This is a genomic window from Methylomonas sp. LWB, from assembly GCF_001856095.1.
GTDB lineage: Bacteria > Pseudomonadota > Gammaproteobacteria > Methylococcales > Methylomonadaceae > Methylomonas > Methylomonas koyamae_A.
Genome location: NZ_MKMC01000002.1, coordinates 135,821 through 162,788 on the forward strand (window position 1 = coordinate 135,821; position 26,968 = coordinate 162,788).

The 26,968-nt window shown below is 60.0% G+C and carries 20 protein-coding genes; 16 read left to right on the forward strand and 4 right to left on the reverse strand.

What is annotated here, in order from left to right:
- Positions 1–29 precede the first annotated feature (29 nt).
- Together BJL95_RS00645 and BJL95_RS00650 are read left to right on the forward strand one after the other, a co-directional pair.
- Positions 30–4,085, forward strand: coding sequence for a response regulator (locus BJL95_RS00645; protein WP_071154866.1), 4,056 nt, complete (start codon positions 30–32; stop codon positions 4,083–4,085).
- Positions 4,086–4,094: 9 nt separating this feature from the next.
- Positions 4,095–5,213, forward strand: coding sequence for an HD domain-containing phosphohydrolase (locus tag BJL95_RS00650; RefSeq protein ID WP_071154867.1), 1,119 nt, complete (start codon positions 4,095–4,097; stop codon positions 5,211–5,213).
- A 7-nt stretch (positions 5,214–5,220) separates the two neighbouring features.
- Here the strand turns inward: BJL95_RS00650 and BJL95_RS00655 are convergent, their stop codons facing one another.
- Positions 5,221–6,120, reverse strand: a complete 900-nt coding sequence (locus BJL95_RS00655; RefSeq protein ID WP_071154868.1) for a LysR substrate-binding domain-containing protein — start codon at positions 6,118–6,120, stop codon at positions 5,221–5,223.
- Positions 6,121–6,263: 143 nt separating this feature from the next.
- On the opposite strand from BJL95_RS00655, the gene ppc reads away from it, so the two are divergent.
- From ppc to BJL95_RS24990, 10 genes are all read left to right on the forward strand, one after another.
- Positions 6,264–9,050 carry a phosphoenolpyruvate carboxylase gene (gene ppc / locus BJL95_RS00660; RefSeq protein ID WP_071154869.1) on the forward strand — a complete coding sequence of 929 codons (2,787 nt, stop codon included), beginning with the start codon at positions 6,264–6,266 and terminating at the stop codon, positions 9,048–9,050.
- Positions 9,051–9,096: 46 nt separating this feature from the next.
- Positions 9,097–9,543 carry a hypothetical protein gene (locus BJL95_RS00665; RefSeq protein WP_064024547.1) on the forward strand — a complete coding sequence of 149 codons (447 nt, stop codon included), beginning with the start codon at positions 9,097–9,099 and terminating at the stop codon, positions 9,541–9,543.
- A gap of 152 nt (positions 9,544–9,695) precedes the next feature.
- The gene (locus tag BJL95_RS00670; RefSeq protein WP_083385535.1) at positions 9,696–11,741 is read left to right on the forward strand and encodes an ABC transporter ATP-binding protein; all 2,046 of its coding nucleotides are present in this window, start codon (positions 9,696–9,698) and stop codon (positions 11,739–11,741) included.
- On the forward strand, positions 11,725–13,035 hold the full coding sequence (locus tag BJL95_RS00675; RefSeq protein ID WP_071154870.1) for an HlyD family secretion protein: 1,311 nt from the start codon (positions 11,725–11,727) through the stop codon (positions 13,033–13,035). The genes BJL95_RS00670 and BJL95_RS00675 overlap by 17 nt, the downstream gene beginning before the upstream one ends.
- Complete coding sequence (locus BJL95_RS00680; protein WP_083385536.1) at positions 13,032–14,822, forward strand: TolC family protein; 1,791 nt, start codon at positions 13,032–13,034, stop codon at positions 14,820–14,822. The genes BJL95_RS00675 and BJL95_RS00680 overlap by 4 nt, the downstream gene beginning before the upstream one ends.
- 203 nt (positions 14,823–15,025) lie before the next feature.
- Positions 15,026–15,859 (forward strand): hypothetical protein, encoded by an 834-nt coding sequence (locus BJL95_RS00685; RefSeq protein ID WP_139306068.1) that lies wholly within the window; start codon positions 15,026–15,028, stop codon positions 15,857–15,859.
- An 81-nt stretch (positions 15,860–15,940) separates the two neighbouring features.
- On the forward strand, positions 15,941–16,618 hold the full coding sequence (locus BJL95_RS00690) for a transaldolase family protein (protein ID WP_071154872.1): 678 nt from the start codon (positions 15,941–15,943) through the stop codon (positions 16,616–16,618).
- Between the two features lie 12 nt (positions 16,619–16,630).
- Entirely contained in the window at positions 16,631–18,193 is a 1,563-nt protein-coding gene (locus BJL95_RS00695; protein WP_071154873.1) for a permease, read from the forward strand.
- Positions 18,194–18,759: 566 nt separating this feature from the next.
- Positions 18,760–19,299 carry a transposase gene (locus BJL95_RS00700; RefSeq protein WP_071154874.1) on the forward strand — a complete coding sequence of 180 codons (540 nt, stop codon included), beginning with the start codon at positions 18,760–18,762 and terminating at the stop codon, positions 19,297–19,299.
- A gap of 316 nt (positions 19,300–19,615) precedes the next feature.
- The gene (locus BJL95_RS24990) at positions 19,616–19,789 is read left to right on the forward strand and encodes a hypothetical protein (protein ID WP_168031754.1); all 174 of its coding nucleotides are present in this window, start codon (positions 19,616–19,618) and stop codon (positions 19,787–19,789) included.
- Here BJL95_RS24990 and BJL95_RS00705 read toward each other — a convergent pair.
- Positions 19,786–20,454 carry a Crp/Fnr family transcriptional regulator gene (locus BJL95_RS00705; RefSeq protein ID WP_071154875.1) on the reverse strand — a complete coding sequence of 223 codons (669 nt, stop codon included), beginning with the start codon at positions 20,452–20,454 and terminating at the stop codon, positions 19,786–19,788. The two genes, BJL95_RS24990 and BJL95_RS00705, sit on opposite strands and share 4 nt — an antisense overlap.
- A 210-nt stretch (positions 20,455–20,664) precedes the next feature.
- On the opposite strand from BJL95_RS00705, the gene BJL95_RS00710 reads away from it, so the two are divergent.
- Positions 20,665–21,465, forward strand: a complete 801-nt coding sequence (locus BJL95_RS00710) for a DUF6602 domain-containing protein (RefSeq protein WP_071154876.1) — start codon at positions 20,665–20,667, stop codon at positions 21,463–21,465.
- A gap of 707 nt (positions 21,466–22,172) precedes the next feature.
- Here BJL95_RS00710 and BJL95_RS00720 read toward each other — a convergent pair.
- Positions 22,173–22,397, reverse strand: coding sequence for a hypothetical protein (locus tag BJL95_RS00720; RefSeq protein ID WP_071154878.1), 225 nt, complete (start codon positions 22,395–22,397; stop codon positions 22,173–22,175).
- 415 nt (positions 22,398–22,812) lie between these two features.
- Between BJL95_RS00720 and BJL95_RS00725 the strand changes: the two genes are divergently transcribed.
- The gene (locus tag BJL95_RS00725) at positions 22,813–23,256 is read left to right on the forward strand and encodes a helix-turn-helix transcriptional regulator (RefSeq protein ID WP_071154879.1); all 444 of its coding nucleotides are present in this window, start codon (positions 22,813–22,815) and stop codon (positions 23,254–23,256) included.
- An 81-nt stretch (positions 23,257–23,337) separates the two neighbouring features.
- Here BJL95_RS00725 and BJL95_RS00730 read toward each other — a convergent pair whose 3' ends face one another.
- Entirely contained in the window at positions 23,338–24,750 is a 1,413-nt protein-coding gene (locus BJL95_RS00730) for a PLP-dependent aminotransferase family protein (protein ID WP_071154880.1), read from the reverse strand.
- A gap of 161 nt (positions 24,751–24,911) precedes the next feature.
- Between BJL95_RS00730 and ilvE the strand changes: the two genes are divergently transcribed.
- On the forward strand, positions 24,912–25,790 hold the full coding sequence (gene ilvE / locus BJL95_RS00735; protein WP_071154881.1) for a branched-chain-amino-acid transaminase: 879 nt from the start codon (positions 24,912–24,914) through the stop codon (positions 25,788–25,790).
- A gap of 757 nt (positions 25,791–26,547) precedes the next feature.
- Positions 26,548–26,958 (forward strand): MauE/DoxX family redox-associated membrane protein, encoded by a 411-nt coding sequence (locus tag BJL95_RS00740; RefSeq protein WP_071154882.1) that lies wholly within the window; start codon positions 26,548–26,550, stop codon positions 26,956–26,958.
- Positions 26,959–26,968 lie beyond the last annotated feature (10 nt).

Sequence of the window (26,968 nt, forward strand, 5' to 3'; positions counted from 1 at the left end):
CGCGGCTTTTTGAACGGTTGGGGACGCTGATGACGTCACGATTTTTCAATCGCTTCTCTCTGGGCACGGCGAGTTTGGCCGGATTGGTCGGGGTCGTCGGCTTTGCGGTATTGATGGGATTTAGCCTGTGGCAGGAACGGCTACAGCGCATTGCCCACGCCCGGGTCGAAACCGAAAACATCGCTATGGTCCTGGAAGGGCACGCGCTGGCGACCGTGCAAAAAATCGATTTGATCTTGAACGACGTACTGGGCCATTTGCGGGCCGACGATATGAAGGCGCGCTTGGGCGACCAGACCGAACGCGCGTTGGAACTGCATCGTTTGCTGATGGACAAGGCCGCCAGACTCAACGACGCGGCTATCATCGAAACCGGCGCGATTCAGGTGTTCGATGCCCGAGGTGATTGTCTTTACAGTTCGCTGGACAGCCAGCCGCCGATCAGTATCGCGGATCGTGAATATTTCCAACGCCACCGCGCCGACCCCAGCGTCGGTTTGTCGATCTCGCCGCCGCAGATTTCCAAGACCCTGGGTCTGCGAAAAATCTCGCTGACCCGGCGCATAGACGGTCCGGACGGCCGCTTTGCCGGTGTCGTCAACGTTGTGACGCTGTTGAGTTCCTTCGAAAAGTTTTACGCGACACTGGATTTGGGCGAACACGGCGCGGTCGTGCTGCGCGACGACGCGATGCGCTTGCTGGCGCGTCATCCGATGCTGACCGAGGACGCCGCCCAACCTTTTCCCGACCACCCGGTGCTCGGTTTTGTCGCGCGCGGTAGCGATCGCGGTCATTACGTCGAAATCAGTCCGGCCGACGGGGTCAAACGCCTTTACAGCTTCCGCCGGGTGGGCCATTACCCCTTATTTGTACTGGCGGCCATCGCCGAGCAGGACTATCTGGCCGAATGGTACGAGCACCTGCGCTGGTACGGGGCCGCCGGTCTGCTGATCGCGCTGTTGTCGCTGAAATTAATGCTGACGGCCCGTTACGGTCTGCTGAAGTGGCAGAGCAACGAAAAAAAATACCGCTATATCGTCGAAAACGCGCCGATCGGCGTCTTCCAATGCGACAACCAGGGCAAACACCTGTTCGCCAACCTGACGATGGCTCGGCAGTTCGATTGCGAGTCGGTCGAAGAATTCATGGCTACTTATGGTGGCGCCGACTTTCGCTTCGCCGACTCCACTCAATTATGCAAGGCTTTGGAATCCGACCGGGAAGTCCGCGAATTCGAAACCCGCGCCGTGTTGGCCGGCGGCCATACCAAATGGTTCTCGCTGTCGGCCAGGGCCGACGCCAACGGCGTCGTCAACGGATTCACGCTGGACGTCACCGACCGCAAGCAAACCGAGGAAAAATTGCGGATGTCCGAAGAGCGCTTGCGGCTGACGCTGGAAGCCGCGCAAATCGGCATTTTCGACTGGGATGTGGTCAGCGATCGTTTCGTGGTTTCGCCGATTTACTACAGCATGTTGGGTTACTCGCCCAAGGATGGTCAAGGCGACCGCGAAGAATGGCTGGAGCGGGTGCATCCGGACGACCGGGCGATGGTGGCCGGCAAAATCAACAGCGTGTTGGCCAAGCAAGCCGACGCCTACACCTACGAGGCGCGGATCCGCCACGCCGACGGCGAATACCGTTGGTTGAGCGCCAAGGCTTTCAACGTGGAACGCGGCGCGGACGGCGCGGTCGGACGCGTGCTCGGCATTCGGATGGATGTCACCGACCGGAAACGCAACGAAGAGGAATTGGCGCATTATCGAGATCATCTGGAGCGCTTGGTCGACGAACGCACCGCCGAACTGCTGGAAGCCCGGAAGCTGGCCGATGACGCCAACCGCGCCAAGTCGGATTTTCTGGCGAATATGAGCCACGAAATCCGCACCCCGATGAACGCCATCATCGGTTTGACCCGCTTAGCGTTGGATACCGAGCTTAGTCAACAACAACGCGATTATCTGGGCAAGGTATTGAATGCGTCGCAGGCTCTGCTGGGCATACTCAACGATATTTTGGATTATTCGAAAATCGAAGCGGGCCGGATAGACATCGAGGCGGTCGATTTTTGTTTAGAAGATATTTTGCGCGCCACCGCCGATTTGTTTTCGTTTCGGGCCGAGGAGAAAGGGATCGAATTGTTTATCGACATGGCCCCGGACGTGCCGGAGTGGCTGGTCGGCGATCCGTTGCGGCTGAGCCAGATTGTCGACAATCTGGTCGGTAACGCCATCAAATTTACCGAGCGCGGCGAAGTGCATTTGAAGGTCGAGCAAAAAGAGATCACGGCGGACGCGGTGTGCTTGCGCTTCGCGGTGCGCGATACCGGGATCGGCTTGACGGCGGATCAGGCCAACCGATTGTTCCGGCCGTTCGTGCAGGCCGAGGCCGGCATCACCCGCCGTTTTGGCGGTACCGGCCTGGGCCTGACGATTTGCAAACGCCTGGTCGAGATGATGCGCGGCCGCATCGCATTGTCCAGCGAACCGGGGCGCGGCAGTACGTTCGTGTTTACCGTGTGGCTGGGTTTGCCGGATCCGCAAAAACCGCGAGCCAAGCCCGGCCGCGGCTTGCACGACTTGCGGGCGATGCGGACGCTGGTGGTCGACGATCAGGAAACCTCTTTGCTGATTCTGCGGACCATGCTGCAAAGCTGGGGCTTTCAAGTGACGACCGCCGACTCCGGCGCCGCCGGTTTGCGGTTTTTCGAAGAGGCCGAACGCGACGGTCAACCCTACGATTTGTTGATCCTGGATTGGAAAATGCCGGCGATGAACGGGCTGGAGTTCGCTCGGGCCTTGGCCGAACTGAAGCCGGAGAATCGGCCGCCGATTACGGTAATGGTGACCGGTTTCGGCCGAGAAGAACTGGCCGCCGCCACCGACGGCGCCTTGATCGACGCGATTGTCGGCAAGCCGGTGACGCCGTCTGAAATGTTTGACGTTTTGATGGCGCTGCAACGTCAGGAACACGTTAGGTCGAAACCGACCGCCGACGTGTTCGAAACCAGCCGGGTGTTGTTGGATGGTATACGCGGCGCCCGGATTCTACTGGTCGAGGATAACGAACTCAATCAGCAAGTGGCTAGAGAGTTTTTGACGAAAAGCGGATTGTCGGTGGAGCTGGCTAACAATGGGCAGGAGGCCGTTGATCTGGTGCAGCGCCAGCGTTTCGATGCGGTGTTGATGGATTTGCACATGCCCGTCATGGATGGCCTGGAAGCGACCCGGCGAATTCGGGCCCTGGCGGAGGGCCGGCATTTACCGATCATCGCGATGACGGCGGCGGCGATGGCGCAAGATCGCGAGGCTTGCGCGTTGGCGGGCATGAACGGCCACGTCGCCAAGCCGGTTGAGCCGCGAGAACTCGCCGAAGTGCTGGCGCGCTGGGTCAAGCAGGGCGGAGAGCGGCCGGTGACGATACTTGAGTCGGCCGGGACCGTCGATGCGGCGCCGGCCGCGGTCGATAGCGAAGCCGAAATCGCCGGATTGGCGCGGGCCTTGCCGGGCGTTTCGGTCGGGGTGGCGTTGCGACGCATGGGCGGTGATCCGCTGTTCTATCGGCGCTTGTTGGCACGCTTTGCCGAGCGTCATGGCGATGCCGGCGCGCAAATTCGGCGCTTGGCGGGCGACGGCGATAATGAAGCGCTCTATCAGCTGGCCCACAATCTGAAAGGCGAGGCCGGCAATTTGGGCCTGGACAGCATTGCCGGTCCGGCCGATCGATTAGGGCGCTTGCTGAAATCCGCCGGCGCCCAAAACTGGGCCGAGTTGGCGGCAACCCTGGCGAGCGAATGCGAGGCGATGACGGCGCGCTTGGCCGCGCTGACACTCGATGCCGCCGCTGTCCCAGCGGCGCCGAGCGGCGGTGGGGCGGGGGAGTTTTGGCCGCGCCTGGCCTTGCTCGAGCAGCAGTTGCGGAGTAAAAGTTTGGAGGCCCGCCATCTGGTCGACGAACTAGAAGGAACGCTGGACGATCCCAATTTGGCGGAGCAATTCGCCAAAGTCGTCCAAGCGGTCAAACAATTGCGTTACGACGCCGCGTTGGTCGAATTGGCCACACTCGGCGAAGACCGTAGACCTTAGGAGTAGAACATGAGCGCGCAAAACAAGGCTCAACGGGTTTTGATTGTCGACGATTCGCTGAGCAATATTGAGTTACTGGACCACATCCTGGGGAGGCATTACGCCACCAGCTTCGCGACTAACGGTGCCGAGGCGCTGGAACTGGTCGACCGGTGTCCGCCGCATTTGGTGTTGCTGGACGTGGTGATGCCGGGCATCGACGGCTACGAAGTCTGCCGGCGCTTGCAAGCCGATAACGCCACCCGCGCCATTCCGGTGATTTTCTTAACTAGTCTGGACAGTCCGGTTGACGAGGAATACGGTTTGTCGTTGGGCGCCGCCGATTTCATTCACAAGCCCGTGTCGCCGCCGGTGGTGTTGGCCAGGGTGCGCAATCATCTGGCCCTGGCCGATACCACGCGAGAGCTGCGCCGGCACAACGAAAATCTGGAGCAGTTGGTGGCCGAGCGCACCGAGGAGTTATTGCAGCGCAACCGGCAATTGATCGCGGCCCAAGGCTCGGTGATCTCGGCGTTTTGCGCGCTTGCCGAGGTCCGCGATAACGAAACCGGCAATCACATCCGTCGCACCCAAAATTATGTGCGCGAACTGGGTGAAGCCCTGCGCGGCCACCCGCGGTTCCGAAATTGCTTGAACGACGAAACCATCGAGTTGATGTACAAAACCGCGCCGCTGCACGACATCGGCAAGGTGGCGATTCCCGACGCGGTGTTGCTGAAGCCCGGTAAATTGACCGATGCCGAGTGGGTGATCATGAAACGGCATTGCGAGGCCGGTCGCGACGCGATCGTGTCGGCGGCTCGCGAATTCGGCGACGGCGAGGGGGCATTCCTGGAGTGCGCGGCCGATATTGCCTATTGCCATCACGAGCGTTGGGACGGCAACGGCTATCCGCGCGGTTTGCGCGGGGATAGCATTCCGATTAGCGCCCGGTTGATGTCGGTCGCCGACGTCTACGACGCACTGACTACCAAGCGGGTTTACAAGCCGGCCTTCAGCCATGCCGAATCGGTGAAATTGATCTGGGAGGGGCGCGGCAGTCAGTTCGATCCCGACGTCACCGATGCGATGACGGCGCTGGCAGGCCGCTTCGAGGCGATAGCTGAGCAATACCGCGACGGCGAATAAGACGCCGTCACAACCAGCCGTCCCTGGCGTGGTCGAGGATCGCGGTGACGGCCGGATGTTGCTGTTTGCGGCGTAGCGTAATCGCGTAAAAACGTTCCAGCACCGTTTCGATCCGGCCCAACACCTCGACGCCGTATTGCCGGCAAATCTCGCCGGCCACCGCGCTCGGCGCGACGAACAGGCCGGCGCCGCCGGCGCCGAAAGTCTTCAGCAGCGCGCTGTCTTCGATTTCGGCCTGAATGTTGGGACTGATCCCGTTGGCGTCGAACCATGAGTCCAACGAGCGCCGCAGCGCGGTATTGCCGGTCGGCAGCAAGAACGGCGCGCCGGTCAGCGAGCGCGGAAAGCGATCCCGATAAGTCGCCGCCAAGCCGGGACTGCCGAACACGCTGACATCGCATTCGCCCAGAAAGTGGTTGAAGGCCTTGGCGCCGCTGGCCGGGGTCAGCGGCGTATCCGACAGTACCAAATCGACGCCTTGCACGGCAATCTCGGCCAACAGCCGGTCGGCCTTGTCTTCGTAGCAATGAATCTGGACCGGTTCCGGCGAGCGGAAAACCGGTTCGATCAGCCGGTACACCGCCAACTTGGGCAATGCGTCGGATACGCCGACCGTCAAGCGCCAAGCTCGCCCGGTCGGCAGGCCTTTCAAGGTATTGGTCAGTTCCCGGCCCAGCGTGAATATCTCTTCCGCGTAATGAAACACCACCCGCCCGGTATCGGTTAGCAGCAACTTGCGGCCGCTTTTGAAGAACAACTTGTCGCCGATAGCTTGTTCGAATACCGCCAGTTGGCCGCTGACGGTCGGCTGAGCCAGATGCAGTTTTTCGCAGGCCCGAGTGATGCTGGCTTCGCGGGCCACATGCCAAAAATAAAACAAATGCTGGTAATTGATGCGTTCCTGCATGGCCTTTGCATAGAAATTTTCGATGTATTTATTCTAATCTTTCTATTTAACAATGCCAAAGACTAGCGTTACGCTATCGACAAAGTGGCCGGCCCGCTTTTTGCTGCTCGATGCGGTAACCGCTGACCATGATGGAGACTTAAGTGACTAAACATACCGACGATAAACAACTGCGCCGCTCGATTCGTTTGCTGAGTTCGATGTTGACCAGAGTGTTGAAACACCAAGGCCAACGCGATGTGGAGGAATCCGTCGCGCAATTGCAGCGACGCTTCGCCGCGCTGATGCGCGACAACACGCCGGCCCGGCGCAAGCCCCTGCAGGATGTCGTCGAGCGCTTGGACGCCGACGAAATCGGCCAGGTGGTCAGAGTGTTCAACCAATATTTCAGCCTGTTGAGCATCGCCGAGGAGTCGCATTCGCTAGGCCAGCGCCGCCAGCGCCAGACCGGGCATTTCTGGCCGGGCTCGTTCCACGACACCTTATGTACCTTCAAGGAATCCGGCATCGGTGCCGAGCAAGTCCAAACCTTGTTGGCTGATCTGCTGTACTTGCCGGTGATGACGGCCCATCCGACCGAGGCCAAGCGCCGCACCGTCAAGGGCGCGTTGCGCAATTTGTTTTTGACCCACGAACAGATCGACGGCAGCCGGCAGGGTCCGGGCCGTAAGGCGGCATTGGAGCGCTTGCAGGCGCAGATTCAGTTGCTGTTGCGCACCGATGAAGTGCGCGGCCGCAAGCCCGGCGTCGTCGACGAAATCGATACCGGCCTGTTTTATTTTCCGCTGTCGCTGTTCGAGGCGACCAGCAAGGTTTACCGGAATTTCGAGGAATCGATGGTCGATGTCTACGGCGAGGAAGCGGCCGCCGGCGCGCGGATTCCCAGTTTCTTGAAGTTCGGATCGTGGATAGGCGGCGATCGCGACGGCAATCCCAACGTGACCCCGGAAACCACGGTGTTAGCGCTACGGCTGCAAGCGCAAGCGATTCTGATGGAGTATGCGCGGCGTCTCGATGCGTTGCGCGGCCAGTTGTCGCATTCCTACGGCTTATGCGAATTGACGAGCGAATTCAGCGCGAGTTTGGAGGCCGACCGCACCGCATTGGGGCCGGCGGTCGCCGAATTGGCGCGGCCTTATCTGCAAGAGCCCTACCGACATAAATTGACCATCGTCAAATACCGGATAGAGCAGGGTCTGGAACGCATCGCCCGGCGTTTGCGCGGCGACGTGGAATCGGCCGATTGCCACGCCTATCCCAGCGTCGGCGAATTTCTGCGCGATCTGCGCGTGATCGACCGGTCGCTGCGCAACCACGGTGACGCCAATATCGCCGAACTGGAGTTGCATGACTTGATCCGACTCGCCGATACCTTCGGTTTTCATTTGATGCATCTGGATGTGCGCCAGGAATCGACCCGGCATAGCGAGGCGGTTGCCGATATTGTCGGCGCGGCCTTGGGCGTCGATTACCGGGCGATGAACGAGTCGGAACGTCTGGAACTGCTCGGCGAGGCGATTGCCGCGCCGGGCGGCTTGATGTTCGATCCGGGCGCGTTGCCGTTGGCGACCCGTGAAACCCTGGCCTTGTTCGAGGTGATGGCCAGCAGCCGGCGCGAAATTGGCCCGGACTGCTTTGGCGAATACGTGATTTCGATGACGCACCACGCCAGCCACGTCTTGGAAGTGATGTTGCTGGCCGCCCAGTGCGGTTTGGTTGGTCGGATCCGAGGTCATTGGTATTGCAACATCGGCGTCAGCCCGCTGTTCGAAACCATAGACGACTTGAACCGGATCGAGGAAGTATTGAACGATTTGTTCGATTCGCCGACTTATCTGACCTTGTTGAAGGCCTCCGGCCGCCGTCAGGAAATCATGCTGGGCTATTCCGATTCGTGCAAGGACGGCGGCATCCTGGCTTCGGCGTGGGGCTTGTACCGGGCGCAACGCCGCATCGTCGATATTTGCGATCGGCGCGGCATCCGCTGCCGCTTGTTTCACGGCCGCGGCGGCACGGTTGGCCGCGGCGGCGGTCCGACCCACGAAGCGATTCTGGCGCAACCCGCCGACAGCGTGCGCGGTCAGATCAAGTTTACCGAGCAGGGCGAGGTGTTGTTCTATCGCTATAACAACATGGAAACCGCGATTTACGAACTGACGATGGGTGTGACCGGTTTGTTGAAGGCCAGCGCCAGTCTGGTGCAACCGGTCCCCCCCGATAACCCGGAAAATTTGGCGGTGATGGACGAGTTGGCGAGGATAGGCGAGCAAAGTTATCGCGAATTGACCGAGCGCACACCGGGCTTTTTGGACTATTTTTACGAATCGACGCCGGTCGGCGAAATCGGCCGCTTGAACATCGGCTCGCGGCCGTCGCACCGCAAGAAACAGGACCGCTCCAAAGAGTCGGTGCGGGCCATTGGCTGGGTATTTGCCTGGGCCCAGTCGCGGCAAACCTTCCCGGCTTGGTACGGCGTCGGCCTCAGCGTATCGACCTGGTGCGCCGGTCGAAGCGAGCGGCTGGAGCAATTGCGAACGATGTACCGCGACTGGCCGTTTTTTCGCAATTTGCTCAGCAACGCTCAGATGGCCTTGAGCAAGTCGGACATGGAACTGGCGCGGGAATACGCAGGTTTGTGCGTGGACCCGGAAACCGGCAAACGCGTGTACGGTTTGATCGCCGGCGAGTATCAACGCTGCGTGGAGTGGGTGTTGGATGTGGCGCAAATCGATAGGCTGTTGGCCGACAACCCTAGCTTGGCCGACTCATTGCGCCGCCGTGACGCTTATCTGGGGCCATTGAATTTCTTGCAGGTCTGCCTGCTGCGCAAGGTGCGAGAAGACGATGCCGGCGCCGGCGACAGTCCTTGGCTGAATCCGCTGTTGCGCACGATCAACGCGATCGCCGCCGGCATGCGCAACACCGGCTAATTTCGCGGCGGCTGGCCGGCGCCGCGACAGTCGTTAGGGAGGCAGCATGATTAACGAAATCGTTAGAGGGTCGACCGGCGTCTTGGCGAATGCCTACGCGGCCGCGAAGCGCCGTTATGGCGGCCGGCGTTTGGCCTACTTCGTCGCCGCGCTGGTGATGTTGAGCTTCGGCGATACGCTGTTGCCGCTGATCGGCCACGGCGTGCACGTGGCGATAGAAATCGTCGAGTGGCTGTTGGAGCATTGGTTGGAGGCCGCCTTCGGCTTATCGCCGCGCCAAGCGGAAATCACGGTGTTTTGGCTGGGCATCGTCGCGATCGGTTACGGATCGTGGCGGGTCGCACGGGCCGCGTATCTGGCCGCACTGGCCTGGCGGCGCGATTTGGCGGTGCGTTGGCGGGCAAACTCGGCGGGGCGGGCGTATTGGCCGGCCTTGGCGCGCTCGGCCTTGGTGTTCGGCGCACTCGGCTCAACGCTGTTGATGTTCACTTGACAGTAACGGCGGTGATGTCGCGCCGGCCATCATGAAACGTGGCTGCGGGAGTTGCCCGGCTGGATACGGTCTTGGGATCGGCGCGCGCGTTCGAACGACTTTAATGGGGCCGGCACCTGCCGATTCGTCAATCCATCAGGACTCGTGAAACGATGCGGACCTTACAAGCATTTTTGAGCCGACTGTTGGCGCTGCCGGAAACCGGACCGGTTCCGGACCCGCCGGCGAATTTGACCGAACTCGCCGACCGTTTGGGTCTGCGTCTCGAGCCGGCGGTACTCACGCCGAACGCCGCCGCCGAAACCTCGGCGCCGCAAACCCCGTTGCTGGCCGAACTGGCCGAGCGGGAGGGGTGGTTGGTGTTGTCGGGCTTTCGGGCCGGTTCGGTGCGGGTCGCGCTGATTCACGGCGACGCCGTCGAAGAGCGTTTGATCAAGCCGGCCGAGGTCGCCGGCTTGCTAGGCTTGAGCGGCGACCGTTCGACCGGGTGGTGGCTGATACAAGCCAGGGCGCCCTTGGCCAACGCGGTGAGTCCCGACGGCCACGGCCATCTGCCGCCTTGGCGGCGTTTGGTCGAGTTGCTGCGCGCCGATTTACCCGATCTTTGGCTGGTGCTGGGGCTGGCCTTGGGCTCCGGCTTGCTGGCCCTGGCGTCGCCGGTCGCGGTGCAGGCACTGGTCAACACCGTGGCGATGGGCGGCATGGGCCAACCTCTACTGGTGTTGGCGGTCATCCTGTTTTTCTTTCTGACCTTCGCCGGCGCGGTTCATGTGCTCGAGGCCTATCTGGTCGAAATCGTTCAGCGCCGGGTGTTCGTGCGCCTGGCCAGCGATCTGGCCCACCGCTTGCCGCGAGTGCGGCGCGAAACCGGCGACGCTCACCACGGCGCCGAATTGGTGAACCGTTTTTTCGACGTGCTGACCTTGCAAAAGGCCGGTTCGGCCTTGTTGCTGGACGGCTTGAGCACGCTGGTGCAAACCGGCGTGGGTTTGCTGATGCTGGCGTTTTATCATCCGTTCCTGCTGGCCTTCGATGTGGTATTGCTGCTCCTGATCGGCTTGATCGTGTTTGTATTGGGGCGGGGCGGCGTGAAAACCGCAGTTCAGGAATCCATTACCAAGTACGCGTTGGTGGCTTGGCTGGAAACCGTGGCCGCCAATCAGCAGATTTTCAAATTTTCCGGCGGGCCGCGCTGGGCGGTCCAACGGACCGATGCGTTGTCGTTGAGCTATCTGGACGCCAAGCGCGGTCACTTTCGGGTGTTGCTGCGCCAAATCGTCGGTTCGTTGGCCTTGTACGCCGTCGCCAGCACCGGCTTGTTGGCGCTGGGCGGTTATCTGGTCATCGACGGGCATTTGACCTTGGGGCAATTGGTGGCCGCCGAATTGATCGTGTCTTCGGCATTGATTTCGTTGATCAAGTTCGGCAAGCATTTGGAAGGGTTTTACGATCTGATGGCGGGGACCGATAAAATCGGTCATTTACTGGATTTGCCGTTGGAGCGCGGCGATGGCGAGGCCTTGCCGGCGGCCGGCGCGTTGGCGGTGAACGTGACCCGGCTCGGCTTTGCCTACGGCCAGCGCCGGCCGGTTTTCAACGACTTGAGCTTCGCGATCGGTGCCGGCGAAAAAGTCGCGCTGCTGGCCGGACATGCCGCCGGCAAGACCACCTTGGTCGAACTGCTGTGCGGCTTAAGGCCGGCGGCTAGCGGCCGGATTGAAATCGGCGGCGTCGAATTGGGACGCTTGCGCTTGGAAAATTTGCGCGACCGGGTCGCGCTGGTGGGTCGGTCGGAGTGGGTGGCCGACAGCTTGTTCGAGAACGTGCGGCTGGGCCGGTCGGACATCGACGCCGAGGCGGTCAGGCAGGTCTTGGAGCGCTTGGGTTGGACTCGCTTCGGCTACGACGCGGCGCTCGACGCGCTGGCCACCGAGTTGACGGTGGGCGGCGCGCCACTGTCGGCCGCGCAAGGCCATTTGGTGCTGCTGGCCAGGGCGATGGCGGGCCGGCCCGGCATTTTGATCGTGGACGGCTTGCTCGACGACATGAGCCAGGATTGGCGCGACGCGGTGTTGGCGACCTTGTGCGCCGCCGACGCGCCGTGGACTTTGATCGTGACGACCGGCGTGCCGGCGGTGGCAAGCGGTCTGGCGCGCGTCATCGAGTGGGGAGGAGAGGGCGATGGACGAATGGCATAACCGCTTGTCGGCCCTGGCGGCCGCGCATACGCCGAGGACGGTCGGGCGTTGGGCGCGGGCATGCGTCTGGGTGTTCGTGCTGACGCCGCCGGCCTTGTTGGTGACGCCCTGGCAGCAAAACATCCACGCCAGCGGGCGGGTGTCGGCGTTCGCGCCGCTGGAGCGTCAGCAAACCGTCGAGGCGCCGGTCGGCGGCCGTATCGTGGCCTGGCATGTCAAGGAAGGGGACAAGGTGAAGTCCGGCGAAGTGTTGCTGGATATCGCCGATGTCGATCCGCGATTGTTGGAGCGCCTGGCTGGCCAGCGCGACGCGGCCGCCGCCAAACTGGCCGCCAAGCAAGACGAGTTGAACGCCTACCGGCTGCAGCTCGACAATCTGCAAGCCACCCGGGATTTGCAGGTGGCGACCGCGCAATACCGGCTCGACGTCGCCAAGCAACGCGCCCGCGCCGCCGCCGAGGCGATCGCTTCGGCCCGGGCCACGCTGGACGCCGCCAGTTTGCAGCGCGAGCGTCTGCAACGCTTGCTCGGCGACGGCTTGGTGTCGCAACGCGAGTTCGAACTGGCCGAGCGCGACGGCGTCGTGGCCGGGCGCGGTCTGAACAGCGCCCAAGCCAGTCTGGAAGGCGCGCTGGCCGAGCAGCGTGCCGCCGAAGCCGAGATCGGCCGGATTCGCGCCGACGCCCAGGCCCGCATCGATTCGGCCAGCGCGGCGGCCAACAAGACTCAGAGCGAACTCGAGGACGGCCGCGCCAGCCTGTTAAAGGCCGAAGTCGATGTGTCCCGCCAACAATCGCAATCGATTACCGCGCCGCGCGACGGCAGTGTGTTGCGCCTGCTGGCCAATCCGCACAGCGACTTGGTGCGTCAGGGCGATCCGCTGTTGGTGCTGGTGCCGGACCGCGACGTCAAGGCCGTCGAATTGTGGGTGGACGGCAACGACGCGGCGTTGATCACGCCCGGCCGCCACGCCCGTTTGCAATTCGAAGGCTGGCCGGCCTTGCAATTCGCCGGCTGGCCGGAAGTGGCGGTCGGTACCTTCGGCGGCAGCGTCGCCTTCGTCGACGCCAGCGACGACGGCAAGGGCAAATTCCGAGTTCTGGTGATACCGGACCCGGCCGACCGCGAATGGCCCAGCGAGCGTTTTTTGCGCCAAGGCGTGCGGGTCAAGGGTTGGATATTGTTGAATCGGGTGACGATGGCCTACGAATTGTGGCGCCAGCTCAATGCGTTTCCGCCGCAATTGACCGTCGAGGCGCCGATCAACGATCTGGTCAGGCAGAAGCTGAAATGAGCAAGCGGCGCACTCACCACCTCGGCTTGCCAAACGCCTGCCCGGCGCTAGGCGGCTTAGTCTTGCTGCTCGCGCTGGGCGGCTGCGCCGGCTATTTCGATACCGCCCCGGACCGCCAATTGGCCAAACGCGTCGAGGAGCGGCTGCAAATGGATCAAGGATTGAACTTGCCGGCGCTGTCCGCCGCGCCGCCGCAAACCGTCGAACAGGCTTTGCCGCGCTTCAAGGAACGCTTGATGACCAACTTGCCCAAAGCGCCGCCCAAATCCGTGCAACTCCGACCCGAGCGGCCGGCCGCCGAGCCGGAAGCCAGCCGGCGCCTGTCGATCGCGGCGGTGCGCGGCTTGGCGCTGGAAAACAATCTGGATTTGAAAATTGCTCAAATCGACCCCAAGCTGGCGCAATTGGCTGTCAGCGAGGAACAAGCCAAATTCGACGATTTGATCTTTGCCAAAGCCAAGTACGGCCAGAAGAACACCCCGGCCGAGAATTTGGATGTCGTGACCTTTACGCCCAGCGACGCCGATTCGCCGCTGAAAAACGAAACCGATAAATTGACCGCGATTGCCCAACGCACCGACGGCCTGGAACTGGAGGCCGGCGTGGTGATACCGCTGCGGACCGGCGCCAAGGTCACCATTAGCGCGCCGTTCGACGCCAAGAAGCAATATCGCGGCGTGGCTTCCGACCAATACCGCAATGCGCTGCGCTTTTCGATCAGCCAGCCGTTGCTGCGCGACGCCGGCATCGCCAACAATGTGGCCGGCATCCGCATCGCCCGCTACGAACAACAGGCGGTCGATGTCAAAACCCGCTTGCAGGCGATTCGGGTGCTGGCGGCGGTCGAGCGGGCGTATTGGAGTCTCTACGTCGCCTGGGGCGAGTTGGACGTACGCCGCCAGCAATACGAAAATGCCGCCGGCAATCTGGCGATGGTCAAAAAACGGGTCGGCGAAGGTCTGACCGCCGCGGTCGAAATCAATCGCGCCGAGATCGGCGTCGCCGAGCGGCTGGAAACCTTGATCGTCGCCGAAACCACGCTGAAAACCCGGCAACGCCAGCTTAAGCTGCTGTTGAACGACGCCAATCTCGATTTGGATTCGCCGACGGTCTTGATCCCGGAAACCGAGCCGACCTTGTTGGAATTCGGCTTCGATCGGGAACAGTTGGCGGCGCGGGCCTTGGAGGGGCGGCTGGAGTTGCTGGAACTGGAATTGAAGCTGGCCGCCGACGCCACCAAAATCGATTACCTGGAAAATCAGACCTTGCCGATGTTCATGCTGGATTATCAATATGCCGGCTTGGGGCGCGATACCGGTTCGATCAACGGCGCCTTCGATCAAACCCTGAGCGGACGCTATTCCGACTGGTCGGTCGGCTTGCGGATGGAAATTCCGTTGACCAATGAATTGCGCCGCGCCCGGCTGGACAAGGCGGTGCAGGAGCGTCTGCAACGCTTGACCACCAAGCAATTGCGCGAACTCAGCGTGCGCCGGGAGATTTACGATGCGCTGGACGTGTTGGGCCAGAACTGGCGGCGCATATTGGCCGCGCGGCAAAACGTGCTGTTGGCCGGCCTGAATTACGACGCCGAACTCAAGCAATTTCGGGAAGGCTTGCGGACGATGACCGAAGTGCTGGAAACCTTGACCCGGCTGGGTGAGGCGCAATTGCGCGAGGTCAGGGCGGTCGGCGATTATCAGGTGGCGCTGGTCGATCTGGCTTTCGCGACCGGCACCGTGCTCGGCCATAGCCGGGTCGATTTCGAGCAGGCGGCGGCGCGCTAACGCCGATTGCCGGATCGCCAATCGGGCAAGAAAAGGAAAAAACCGGGTTTACAGCGATCCGCTATCGGTCTATCGTGGCAAGGCGTCTTTTGCCGCTTAGTTTGCAAACTACCTTTCGTTGATTAAGGGTATCGCGGTGCTTGCCGCCGTCGGCCGGGCATTCCGTCGCGGTCGCGATGATCTTTTTTTGGGGAGGAATGACGATGCAACGCAAATCTTTCAAATGGCTGGGATTGGCGGCGATGGCCGGATTCGGCCTGACCAATACGGCTCTGGCCAGTCAAACCGTCTGGGACGTCGGGACCGCCGAACTGCGCTTCGACACCGACGAATTTTTGTTTTCGATCGCCGACGACGGCGCCAACGCCAGCGGGAACGTGCAAGTCACGCCGATCCCCGCCGCCGAACTGGCAATCATGCCGATCGCCAACGGTTTTAAAGTGGATTTCGGCGACCGTATGCAGGTCTACGACGATACCCACGGTTTGACCGACAACGGCGTGGCCGGACTCGGTTCGATCGATCTGAAATTCAATTTCGCGCCGAAGGCCGGCTACCGGATTAGCGGCTACAACGTGGCGTTCACCGGCCGGTATTCGTTTCAGGGCAACGCTTATTCGTCGGCTTATCTCAATCTGTCCGGCGACGTGCGATCGGTCGACGACCTATTCGGGAACCACGGTTTCGGCGTCGGGGGCGCGCCGGCCAGTCAGTTCACCGCGTCGATACTGGCCGTGACCCAGGTCGAGGCTTACGAGCAAATCGTCGGCTACACCACCGAATGGGTGTCGGTATACATTGGCACCGAATACAGCGATCCGAATTGCCAGGAAGACGGTTGCCCGCTTCAAGACGTTTACGAACGGATGCAAGTCGAAACCCCGGTTTACGACTGGTACGACATTCCGGGCTACGCCACGATCGCCATCGACAGTTTGAGCCTGTCCGCCAATCTGGAACCGGTGCCGTTGCCGGCCGCGGCCGGGTTGTTCGCCGCCGGCCTGCCGTTCTTGCTGGTCCGCCGCCGAGGGGTTTGACAGCCGGATCGCGGCCGATTTGCTTTCCCGGCCGGCATTCTCAATAATCGCAAGCTGTTTTGACTGTCACGGATTGCGATTATGTTCGAACTTTACTTAGACAGCGCCGATCTGGGCGCGATTCAAGCGCTTGCCGTCAGCTTGCCGCTGGCTGGTGTCACGACCAATCCGACCATTTTGGCCAGTAGCGGTCAAGGCTTGCAGCAATGGCTGCCGGCCCTGGCCGATATTTTCCGCGGACAGCTTCGGGTACACGTACAAGTCGTGGCGGTGACGACCGAAGCCATGGTCGCGGAAGCGCTCGAACTGGCGGCATTGCCCTACGACATCGTCGTCAAGATACCGGCGCATGCGCCCGGTCTGGCCGCGATCAAGCAAATCAAGCGGCAGCACGACATTCCGGTATTGGCGACCGCGATTTACCACGTGCAGCAAGGCTGGTTGGCGGCGCTGAACGGTGCGGACTATCTGGCGCCGTATTTGAACCGGATCGACAACCTGGGCCAGGACGGCCTCGGCGTGGTGGGCGACTTGCAAGCGCTGATCGACCGTTACCAATTGCCGAGCAAATTGTTGGTGGCCAGCTTCAAAAACGTCCAGCAGGTCTTGCAGGTCTCGAAGCTCGGCGTCGCGTCGGTCACGCTGCCGCCGGACATCGCCCGGGCCATGCTGGCCGCGCCGGCCACCGACCGGGCCGTCGAGAGCTTCTCGCTGGATTGGCGCGGCGTACACGGCGAACGGCTGTCGTTTCAAAGTTAAGCCGGAACTACGATGCCAAGCGATGCGCACACGTCGTTCCGCTGGTGGCGGGCCGGCGATTTGGATGGCTTTTTCGGCCTGTTTGTCGATAACCTGATTCAACTGATCCTGATCGTCGTGCTGTGCGGCAATGTGTTGCAAATGCCGGGCGATCTGGTGTTTGGGCGAATTTTGCCCGGCGTCGCGGTGAGTCTGCTGGTCGGCAATGGCTTTTACGCCTGGCAGGCGCGCCGGCTAGCGCTGGCGACCGGCCAAGCGCAAGTGACCGCGCTGCCCTACGGCGTCAACACCGTGTCCTTGTTCGCTCACGTGTTGTTCGTGATGAAGCCGGTGTTGGAGCAAAGCCACGACGCCGAATTGGCCTGGCGGGTTGGTTTGGCGGCCTGCCTGGGTTCCGGCGTCATCGAGCTGGCCGGCGCCTTTCTGGCCAGCTGGGTTAAGCGCATCACGCCGCGCGCGGCCCTGCTGGCGACGCTGGCCGGCATCGCAATCACCTTCATTGCCATGGATTTTTGCTTTCGGATATTCGCTCAGCCCTTGGTCGGCTTGCTGCCGCTGGCGGTGATTCTGCTGCAGTACATCGGCCGATTGCGCCTACCTTTCGACGTGCCGGCCGGTCTGGTCGCGGTGGTGTTGGGCACCGGGTTGGCTTGGGGCTTGGGGCGGATGGATGCCACCGCGTTGAACGCCGCGTTCGCGCTGAATCCGCAATGGCCGGCGTTGTACCTCGGCGATTTGCTGGAAGCGACCTTTTCGAACTATTTACTGCAATTCCTGCCGGTCATCGTGCCGATGGGCTTGTTCAACCTGATTGGCTCGCTGCAAAATCTGGAAAGCGCCGAGGCGGCCGGCGACCGCTTCGGCGTGCGTAGCTCGCTGGCGATGAACGGCGTCGGCACGATCGCGGCGGCCTGCTGCGGCAGCGTATTTCCGACCACGATCTACATCGGCCATCCCGGCTGGAAAAAGATGGGCGCCGGCGCCGGCTATTCGGTGGCCAACGGCGTCGCCATCACCATGCTGTGTCTGTTGGGCTTGGTCGGCTGGGTGGCGGCGTTGGTGCCGGTCGAGGCCGGCGCGGCGATTTTGCTGTGGATAGGCATTACCATCGCCGCCCAAGCCTTTCAGGCCACGCCGGCCGACCATGCCCCGGCCGTCGTGGTCGGTTTCTTCCCGGCCCTGGCGGGCTGGGGTCTGTTGATGCTGGAAAGCGGCTTGCGTGCCGCCGGCGCCAACGTCGAAACGGTCGGCTTGACCGCGTTGACGCAACAGTTGCCGATCGGCGGCTTGATTGCGCTGGAACGCGGTTTTATTTTCACGTCGATGATTTGGTCGGCGCTGACGGTCTGTTTAATCGAAGCCCGCTACCGCGCCGCCGCTTATTGGGCGCTGGCCGCCGCCGCGATCAGCGCCACCGGCCTGATGCACGGCTACGCGATCGCCGGCGGCGCCATCGTCAACGCCTACGGCCCGGCCACGACCTGGCCCTTCGTCGCAGGCTACGCGGCGATGGCGGCGGCGTTTTGGATGGGCGGCTGGCGGGCGCCCTGCAAAAAATCGGGAGTACAAATCTAGATTTGTACTCCATGACACGACGCTTGCTCTGGTGGACAAAGCCGACTGACCGGGAACTCGCTAGCAGAAAAATACCGGATTTTCCGGCGAGAGCGGCGTTTCCGAGTGCAACTCCAGATGGGGTCGTCGGCTGATAGGTTGCAAAGCTTCTGGGGTTATCGCGCCTGAGATAAGTTTTCGCCATCCGCTTAGTCCATTCTCTTAAGATGCTGGCTCGGGGTCTGGTTGTCCGTTAGCCGGAGTACAAATCTAGATTTGTACTCCAAGCACGACGCTTGCTTTGGCCGATAAAACCGACTGAACTGGGAACTCGCTAGCAGAAAAATAGCGGACTTTTCGGCGAGAGCGGCGTTTCGGAGCGCAAGTCCAGTAGGGTTCGCCGGCTGATAGGTTGCGAAGCTTGGCGTTTATCGCGCCTGCGATAAGTTTTCGCCATCCGCCTAGTCCACACTCTAAATATGCTGGTTCTTGGTCCGGTTGTCCGTCTCCCGTAGTACAAATCTAGATTTGTACTACCGATAAATTTCGTTAGACTCGGAAGAGGACTTTCCGGGGAGTTGAAGCCGATGTTTAAGAAAGGTCGACACGCGCCGGCGCATTTACAACTCGATCGCGCGCAATATTTCGTCACTGGTGCGATTTATCGAAGGCGGCCGCTACTGCGAGACCACGACGTTAAGCAATATTTGTTGGAAACCATGCGGGATTGTCTGGCCGAAAAAGCTTGGCAACTTGAACACTGGGTGATACTCGACAACCACTACCATCTGATGGCGACCAGCGCTCTTGGGAGCGACTTGCCGAAAATCTTCCGCAAACTCCACGTGTTGTCGGCCCGCTATATCCTGGACCGCCAACATTCCGAATTACCGATTTGGTGGAACTATTGGGACTACTGCCCGCGCGACGAACGCGACTACTACGTGCGCTTGAATTATCTGCTGAACAATCCGGTTAAGCACGGTTACGCGAGCCGCTTGGAGGACTACCCGTATTCCAGTTTTGGTCAAACCTTGGCGAGTTTGGGGCGCGAGCGTTTGGCCAGGCAATTTACCGAGCACGCCGGTTATCGTAGCCTGAATTTGCCGGAAGACCGGGACGATTAGCGGGAATACAAATCCTGAGTTGCACATCCAAGCTTTGATGCCCGCTAAAAATGGATGCGGTTTGGCGGTATTAAGTCCTAATCAAGGCTGGAATTCACGACCGTTGGGTTGGCGGCAACGCATTGTCGAAAGAAGACAACAAACTCAAAGCCGGCAACCGGCGCCAGCGACTCATTGGAGTACAAATCTGGATTTGTACGCCGCCTCGGTGACTTAGTCACTGATCGCCATTAACCCCAGCGTTACATTGGCACCGTCCGCCGCCGTCAGCCGGTATCGCGGGCGTTCCGATAACTAAAAACGGTAGGTAATGGCTATGAGAGACTTGATCTTCGGTTTTGCCGAGAGCATTTTGCATATGAATCTGCGCGATCCCCACGACATCCCGTTCGCATTGCCGCTGATGTTGGCGGCGGGCTTGGGTTTTATACTGGGTTTTATCTTCATCCAATTGCTGGGCAACGAACAGCGCCAACAGCGCGACGATTAGTCGCCGCCGGTCAGCAATCCCCGCAACGCGGCGGCGTCGAGGATTTCGATGCTGCCGCGCTGCAAAGTCAACCAACCCAGGCTTTCGAAACGCTTCAAGTGCCGGGATACCACTTCCCGCACCGAGCCCAATTCCAGCGCCAGTTCCTGATGGGTTTTGTGGATCGTGGGGCCGTCGGCCGCCAACAGGGTTTGCGCCAAGCGCTGGTCGATGCTGGCAAAACTCAGCGCCGCCATCCGCTTGATCACGTCGGCCAGCCGCGCCGAGAAATTGCGAAACACGAATTCGCGGAAGAATGCCGACTGCTGCAAGCAGCGGTGAAACACGTGGGCCGGAATCGCGAAGGCGCTAACGTCGGTTTCACTGTAACCCTCGGCCGGGTATTCGTTGTCGCCGAGCAGGCAGGAGGTGGTCAGCACGCAGGAGTCGCCCGGCAACACCCGGTACAGCAACACCTCGCGGCCGTCGGCCGACAAAATCTGCGCCTTGACGCTGCCGGACAGCAGCAACAAATAATGCTCGCAAGTCTTGCCCGGATAAAACACCTGCTGGCCCGCCGGTACCGTCACCAGCGTCGCCGCCGCCATCAATTGTTCCACCACCGCGTCCCGGCAACCGGCGAATTCCGGGAAGTGGTCTTTCCAGGCGTTGGCATGTTTGAGCATGGCGGTCTCCGGCGGGGTTTTTGTGGCTGGATTATAAGGGGATTGGGGAGGATGAGGTGGCGTTTGCGGTAGTCGATGGAGTTTGGCAGTTTGGCTTGATTGAATCGGGGATGGAGATGTTTGTTAGAATAGGCCGGGCGGTGGATCAGCTTGGAATGGGTGATATACAGGACTTTTTAATTACTAGTTGGGCGTCATTAGGAGAGAGCTTTGGTCCTACCCGAATATCTGGCAGACATCGCTCGCGAGATGCGAGTCAAATCCACTTCAATACGACGGGACTTTGCGACCCATCACCTCTCTGCCGGAGAGAACCGAGAAGACCTCGTTAGAGCGTTCCTTACAGAGCACCTTCCCAAGCGTTTTGGGGTTGAGTCGGGCATGGTCATTTCGCACGAAGGGCGATTCTCAAACCAGGCAGACTTGGTTGTCGTCGATGCTCTCAATAATTCACCGCTCTACGGAACATCGCGCAATCAGCTTTGGCCCGTCGAGGCCGTCTATTCGCTTCTAGAGATAAAGACAACCCTGAGCCCAACGGAACTTAAGGATTCGATCGCTAAGGGAAGAAGGTTCAAGACATTGCAGCGTCGCTTCTTTGAGGCAGGCCAGGGCCAGCGGGTCTTTGACTCACTCTTCGTAATTTGGGGGTTTGACTGCCCAACGCCAGAAACCCTCAAGTCGAACGTGGTGGCCGAACTGACCGGCGTCCCGCTGAGCGAGCAACCGGATTTCATTGTTGTCCCTGATCACGTTCTAATTTCCTGCGGTTCCTATCTAGAGCTATCAATGCTCGGGCAGCTAGGAAGTACCTACCGCGCACAGCTCCACCAACAGCGTGGCGGCGATCTGTCAGCTCTGCTACCGCCAGCGCTGGTTATGGATCTTGGGGAGAACGCTTTGCTTGCTTGGTACGTTTGGTTTGACTCTTGGCTTCGTCAAGCCGGTAGTCGCTTAACAACCCCCTCGGCGTATCTCCCTGTCGATCAAACCTTCGGTGTGGCGGTATGACGCCCAACCCTTCCATCGAGCGGACAGGACCATAGCTGTGCCGAACAACGTGAAGCGCATCGATAGAGTAGATAGACGCCCGCTCGTATTAAACGCTTTTTGTTTTAATGGTTTCGCTGCCGCGAAGGCTGGTTTAAATGTCGGGTCTCGGCCCGACAGCCGAGATACTTTTCTTTGCTTGTCCAAAGAAAAGTATCCAAAAGAAACGACACCCCATGCCGCTTATATCCTGCGCTCCTGCGGGTTTGAGCGGGGTTTTTGGAAGGGCTATCCATAGCCCTCCAAAAACGCGCGGCATCCCTGCCGCGCCCCTGTCGGGCGAATCCGCTCGAACCCTCCGATGCTCGGCGCGGCATCAGGGGACAACCCCGTCGCGATTGTAACGTTGCTCAATCAGTCGCGTAGGGTGGGCACGGTGTTTGTGCCCACGCGGATTGAAAGCAAATCTATCTTGTGTTTCGCTAACGCGAAGCTGATTTTAATGTCGGGTTTCGGCCCGACAGCTGTGGAGCTTGGCGTCATGGGATAGTCGCATTGGAGTACAAATCTAGATTTGTACTCCGGCCGCGTGGCTTGGGTGGCTCCGGTTGGGAAGAGCGGGGTTGAATCGCGGCTGGTCGGCCGAGCAAAAAACACTCGGCGTCGAGTATCGTTAGGTCGGCGTCGGGCAAAAAAGACTCGGCGTCGCATGTCGCCGGCGGTCGGCTCTAGATTCCCGATACCGGCGAATGTTTGCGATTTTGGGCCGGCGAATAGGTTAGGAATGTGATGCCGCTGAACAACAGCCAGGCCGAAGGCGGTAACGGAACGCTGGTTGAAAGGGTATTCAGCATCGTCGAATCGCTGGCTGTAAATTGCGCGGTCATGCTATGCGCCGCGTCCGCCGTGCCGGCGATATCGCTGCCGTCCGCCCAAAACGCACTGGCGGTCATATAGCTGGTGATGAAGAAGTCTTGACCGGGCGCCAGCCCGCGTAGGTACGATTAGCGGTAGCGTAATCGTACGCATGTTGTTGAATTTGCCGCGACTGATTTTAATGTCGGGTCTCGGCCCGACAGCCGAGTTTCTTTCGCTACGAAAATCATTCCTGGTTTTCGCCCCGCGGGCCAGCCTATCGGCTGTTCAAATTCGTTCCAGACGAATTTGTGCTTGGCCTCGGCAATTGCTCCTGCATTGCTCTACCTCCTGCATCCATGTAGTCGAAAGAAAAGTATCCAAAAGACAAATCCGCCGGGAGCGGATTTGGACGCCATTCTTCTCCGTTCCACTAGCAATGTTGCCTGTCTCGTTTTTTGTGTACGGCCATCGGTTTGGTGCAGCTAAGGTGGCCGCGGACTTCTTGAAATCGTGGTCTGCCCGCTTGCCGCAACTCATCAGCCGGCACTGGACAGCTTGTGCGAGACTTTGTTGGACTTGTTGGCGTTAGCCGAGATTCTGCCTAACGCTATCCAGTCGTCGCGGTCCCAAGCCGTTACCCTGCTGGAAATCAGACGCCATGTCGAACGGCGACTGGCCGATCCGGCGCTGAATGCAAGCAGCATTGCCCAAGCCGTCGGACCCTCGGCGCACTATATCAATGCCCTGTTCGAACAAGAACAGCAATCTCTGATGCGCTATGTTCTGCAGCGACGCTTGGAGCGTTGCCATCAAGCGATCGCGCAACGGCAAACGGCGGGATTGACGATTTCGCGGATTGCCTTTCGTGGGAGCTTTAACGAGTTGGCGCATTTCAGCCGGGTATTTAAAAAGCAATATGGCGTGTCGCCCAGCGCATTGAAATTAGCGGAGTAGACTTAGAACCAGATTGTTCTGGTGCAAACGTCTGTTCGATGAGGCCTCTTTGAATTGCAGGGGAGGGCAGTAAAACCCAGGTCATTGCCCGCCGACCATCTGTGCCAATCTGACCAAGGCCTGATTGACCCGTTCGTCCCAATCCACCGCGCAATTCAGGCGGATGAAATTGCGGTATTTTTGCGTCGCCGAGAACATTGGACCGGGCGCGATACTGATGCCTCGCTCCAATGCTCGCCGGCTCAGCGCCGTCGCATCGACCGTTTCCGGCAACTCCACCCAGATCACGAAGCCGCCCTCCGGCTGGGTCACGCGGGTGCCGAGCGGAAAATAAGCGCCGATGGCCGCCGTCATTCTGTCCACCGCTTGCCGGTATTGGTTGCGCGCTTGACGCAGATGCCGTTCGTAACCGCCCTTGGCCAGCATTTCCGCGACCGTCAATTGCGCGTGAGTCGGCGTCGCCAGATTGCCGACGTATTTCAGGTACTCGGTTTGCTCCAGGTACGGTCCCGCCACCAGCCAACCCACCCGTAAACCGGGGCACAGCGATTTGGAAAACGACGAGCAATACAACACCCGGCCTTCGCTGTCCCAGCTTTTCGCCATAGCCGGCCGTTGCGGGCCGAAACCCAAGTCGCCGTATATATCGTCTTCGATCAGCGCGATTTTATGGCGGTTGACCAACTCTACCAGCGCGCGTTTGCGTTCGTCGCTCATGCAATAGCCCAAGGGGTTGCTGTAATTGGGCACCGCGATACAAGCCTTGATCGGCCATTGCTCGCAGGCCAGTTGCAGTGCGTCCAGTGCGATGCCGTCGCGGGGATGGGTCGGAATTTCGATCGCGCGTAGCGACAACGATTCGATGACTTGCAACAGTCCGTAAAAGGTCGGCGACTCGACGGCGACGATGTCTCCCGGCTTGGTAACCGCCCGCAAGGCTAGTGTCAGCGCTTCCTGGCAGCCGTTGGTGATCAGGATGTCGTCGGGATCGACCGGGCAGCCCTGTTCCGACATGCGCCTGGCAATTTGCCGGCGTAATTCCGGTTCACCCGGTGGGAACTCGTAATTGGCAATGCGCTGACTGTAACGGCGGGCGACACTGGCCGACATCTGGGCCATTTTTTGTGTCGGTAAAAATGCCGCCGCCGGCACCGCCGCGCCCAATTGCACGATCTTCGGATCGTTGGTGGCCTTGACCAGACGCAATACCCATTCCTGACCCGTCACCAGCGTTGGTTCGCGCGGCGGTGCCGACATCGTTGGTTCATGCAGCGAACTGCGTGGGCGCGGTTTGACGTAATAGCCAGAACGCTGCCTGGCTTCGAGATGGCCCTGATCCTCCAGCAAACGCAAGGCGCTGACCGCCGTCGCGGTGCTGACTTGGTGCTGCCGGCTAAGCTGGCGTACGCTGGGCAGGCGTTCCCCTGGCCGGTACAGATTCTGGACGATGGCGTTATATAAATGTTCGGCGAGGTTTTCGTAACGAAGATTCATGGCGCGAGCAATACAGTTTCGGCGCTTGGCAACCGATACAATTCAATTATGGCTAAAATTGTATCGATATAATTAACAGAGTTTGCATCTGTATCGATTGCCGGATCATAGCCTAAAGTAGCGCCTCCAACCAACTCATTAGAACAGCTCAGGAGGATACGATGGTCAAGCAATCGGTAACTTGGTTGAACGGCCAACTGCTACCCACAGAACAGGCGACCGTTCCGGTCAACGACCACGGTTTGTTATACGGCGACGGCGTGTTCGAAGGCATACGCTTTTACAAGCGCCGTGCCTTCCGTCTGCAACGGCACTTGCAGCGGCTACAGCTGTCGGCGCGGGCGATTGCGCTGGCAATACCACTCTCCACCGAAGAATTGAATGCCGTGATCGAACGACTGATCGAAGCGTTTGCCGACGATGACGGCTATATCCGCCTGATGGTGACGCGCGGCGCCGGACCGCTGGGCTTGAATCCCAATAGCTGTTCACAGCCCAATGTCATCGCCATCGCCGACCAGTTGACGATGATTGCAATCGCTGAACAACAGGCCGGGGCGCGGCTAATCGTGTCCTCGGTACGCCGCTTGCCGGCCGACGGCCTCGATCCGCGCATCAAAAGCCTGAATTATTTGAACCACATTCTGGCCAAAATCGAAGCCAACCATGCCGGTGCCGACGAAGCGATATTACTGAATGCCCAAGGGCGGGTCGCGGAGGGCACCGCCGACAACATCTTCCTCGTCCGCGACGGCCGCTTGCTGACGCCGCCGTGCAGCGAAGGCGCGCTGGAAGGCATCACCCGAGAATTGGTGTTAAAGTTGGCGCAAGACAATGGTATCGAAACCAGGGAGCAGCCATTGGGCGTGTACGACCTCTACGCCGCCGACGAATGTTTCTTGACCGGCACCGGGGCGGAACTGATTCCGGTCGCCAGTATCGATTGCCGATCATTGCCTGGTTGCCCCGGCCCGGTATTCCAACGCTTGCAACAGGCTTTTCGGCGGACCATAGACCAAGAGTGCGGAGTGGTCTTATGAATTTATTGGAAAATTTGCAGTTGCAGGCGCGATACAGCCAGTGGGTCAATCAGCGTCTGTACAGCGCATGCGCATCCTTGCCGGACGCCGAACGCAAATAGGATAGGGGCGTATTTTTTCGTTCCATCCACGGCACCTGGAACCATTTGCTGCTGGGCGATTGCGTCTGGCTGGCCCGTTTGCAAGGCCAACCGGTACCTTACTAACGCTTGGATTTGCAGCTTTACGCCGATTTCGCCGAATTGCGGGTGGCGCAAACCGATTGCGACCAAGCCTTGCTGGATTGATGCTAGGCTTGCAAGCCGACGACTTGCAACGGCGCATCGCCTTGTCTAGCGGGCTGGACAAAGTGCTAAGCGTAGCGATTGTGTTGACCACTTTGTTCAAACACAAAACTTGCCCAAGGCCAGTTGCCGTTTCCCAGAGCCGTTCAAGCCAGTGTCCGCGAAATTGTCCTGTTGGAAGAAGGGGAAGGCTGGACGTTATACGGCAAGACCGGCTGGCAAAATGCGCCGGGTCCGGGAGTCGGTTGGTGGGTCGGATGGAGAAGCAAGACCGCGTTTACACCTTTGCATTGAATATGGATATGCGCAATGCGGCCGACGCCGGCAAGCGTTTAGAACTGGGTAAAAGCGCGCTTAAAGCGTTGGGGGTATTGTGAGAACGACGATGCCTAACCGGACAACGACTGGGATGCCGGTAAATTTGCCGCGACGATTGTCGATGCGCCGTATCTTTTAGCACCTGGAGACTTACCATGATTGAACAATCAACTCTAAAAGACGCCGAACGCGTCGTTCGCGTGCTGATGGCGATCATTCTGCTCACTGCCGGCACCAGCAAGTTTTTCAGCCACGGCGGTTTTTTCGAATACTACGCGGGGTTGTTTCAAGGCGACCTTCGTATTCGGCTTCCCACATGGCTGGTCAAGGCTTACTTGTACGCGATACCGTTCATCGAAATCGGACTCGGCTGCGTACTTCTCTGCAATCGCCATAAAGTGCTTGCCGTTTACGGCTGGTTTGCCTTCATGCTTAGCCTGCTCATCGGTCACTACATCTTGCAAGAATGGTCTTCCGTCAATCAGATGCTCGACTATTTCTTTCTAGGATTGCTTTGCCTGGTATTGCCCAACCATCAATCGTGGCTTAGACGGGACATTGCATGACTGACCGGCG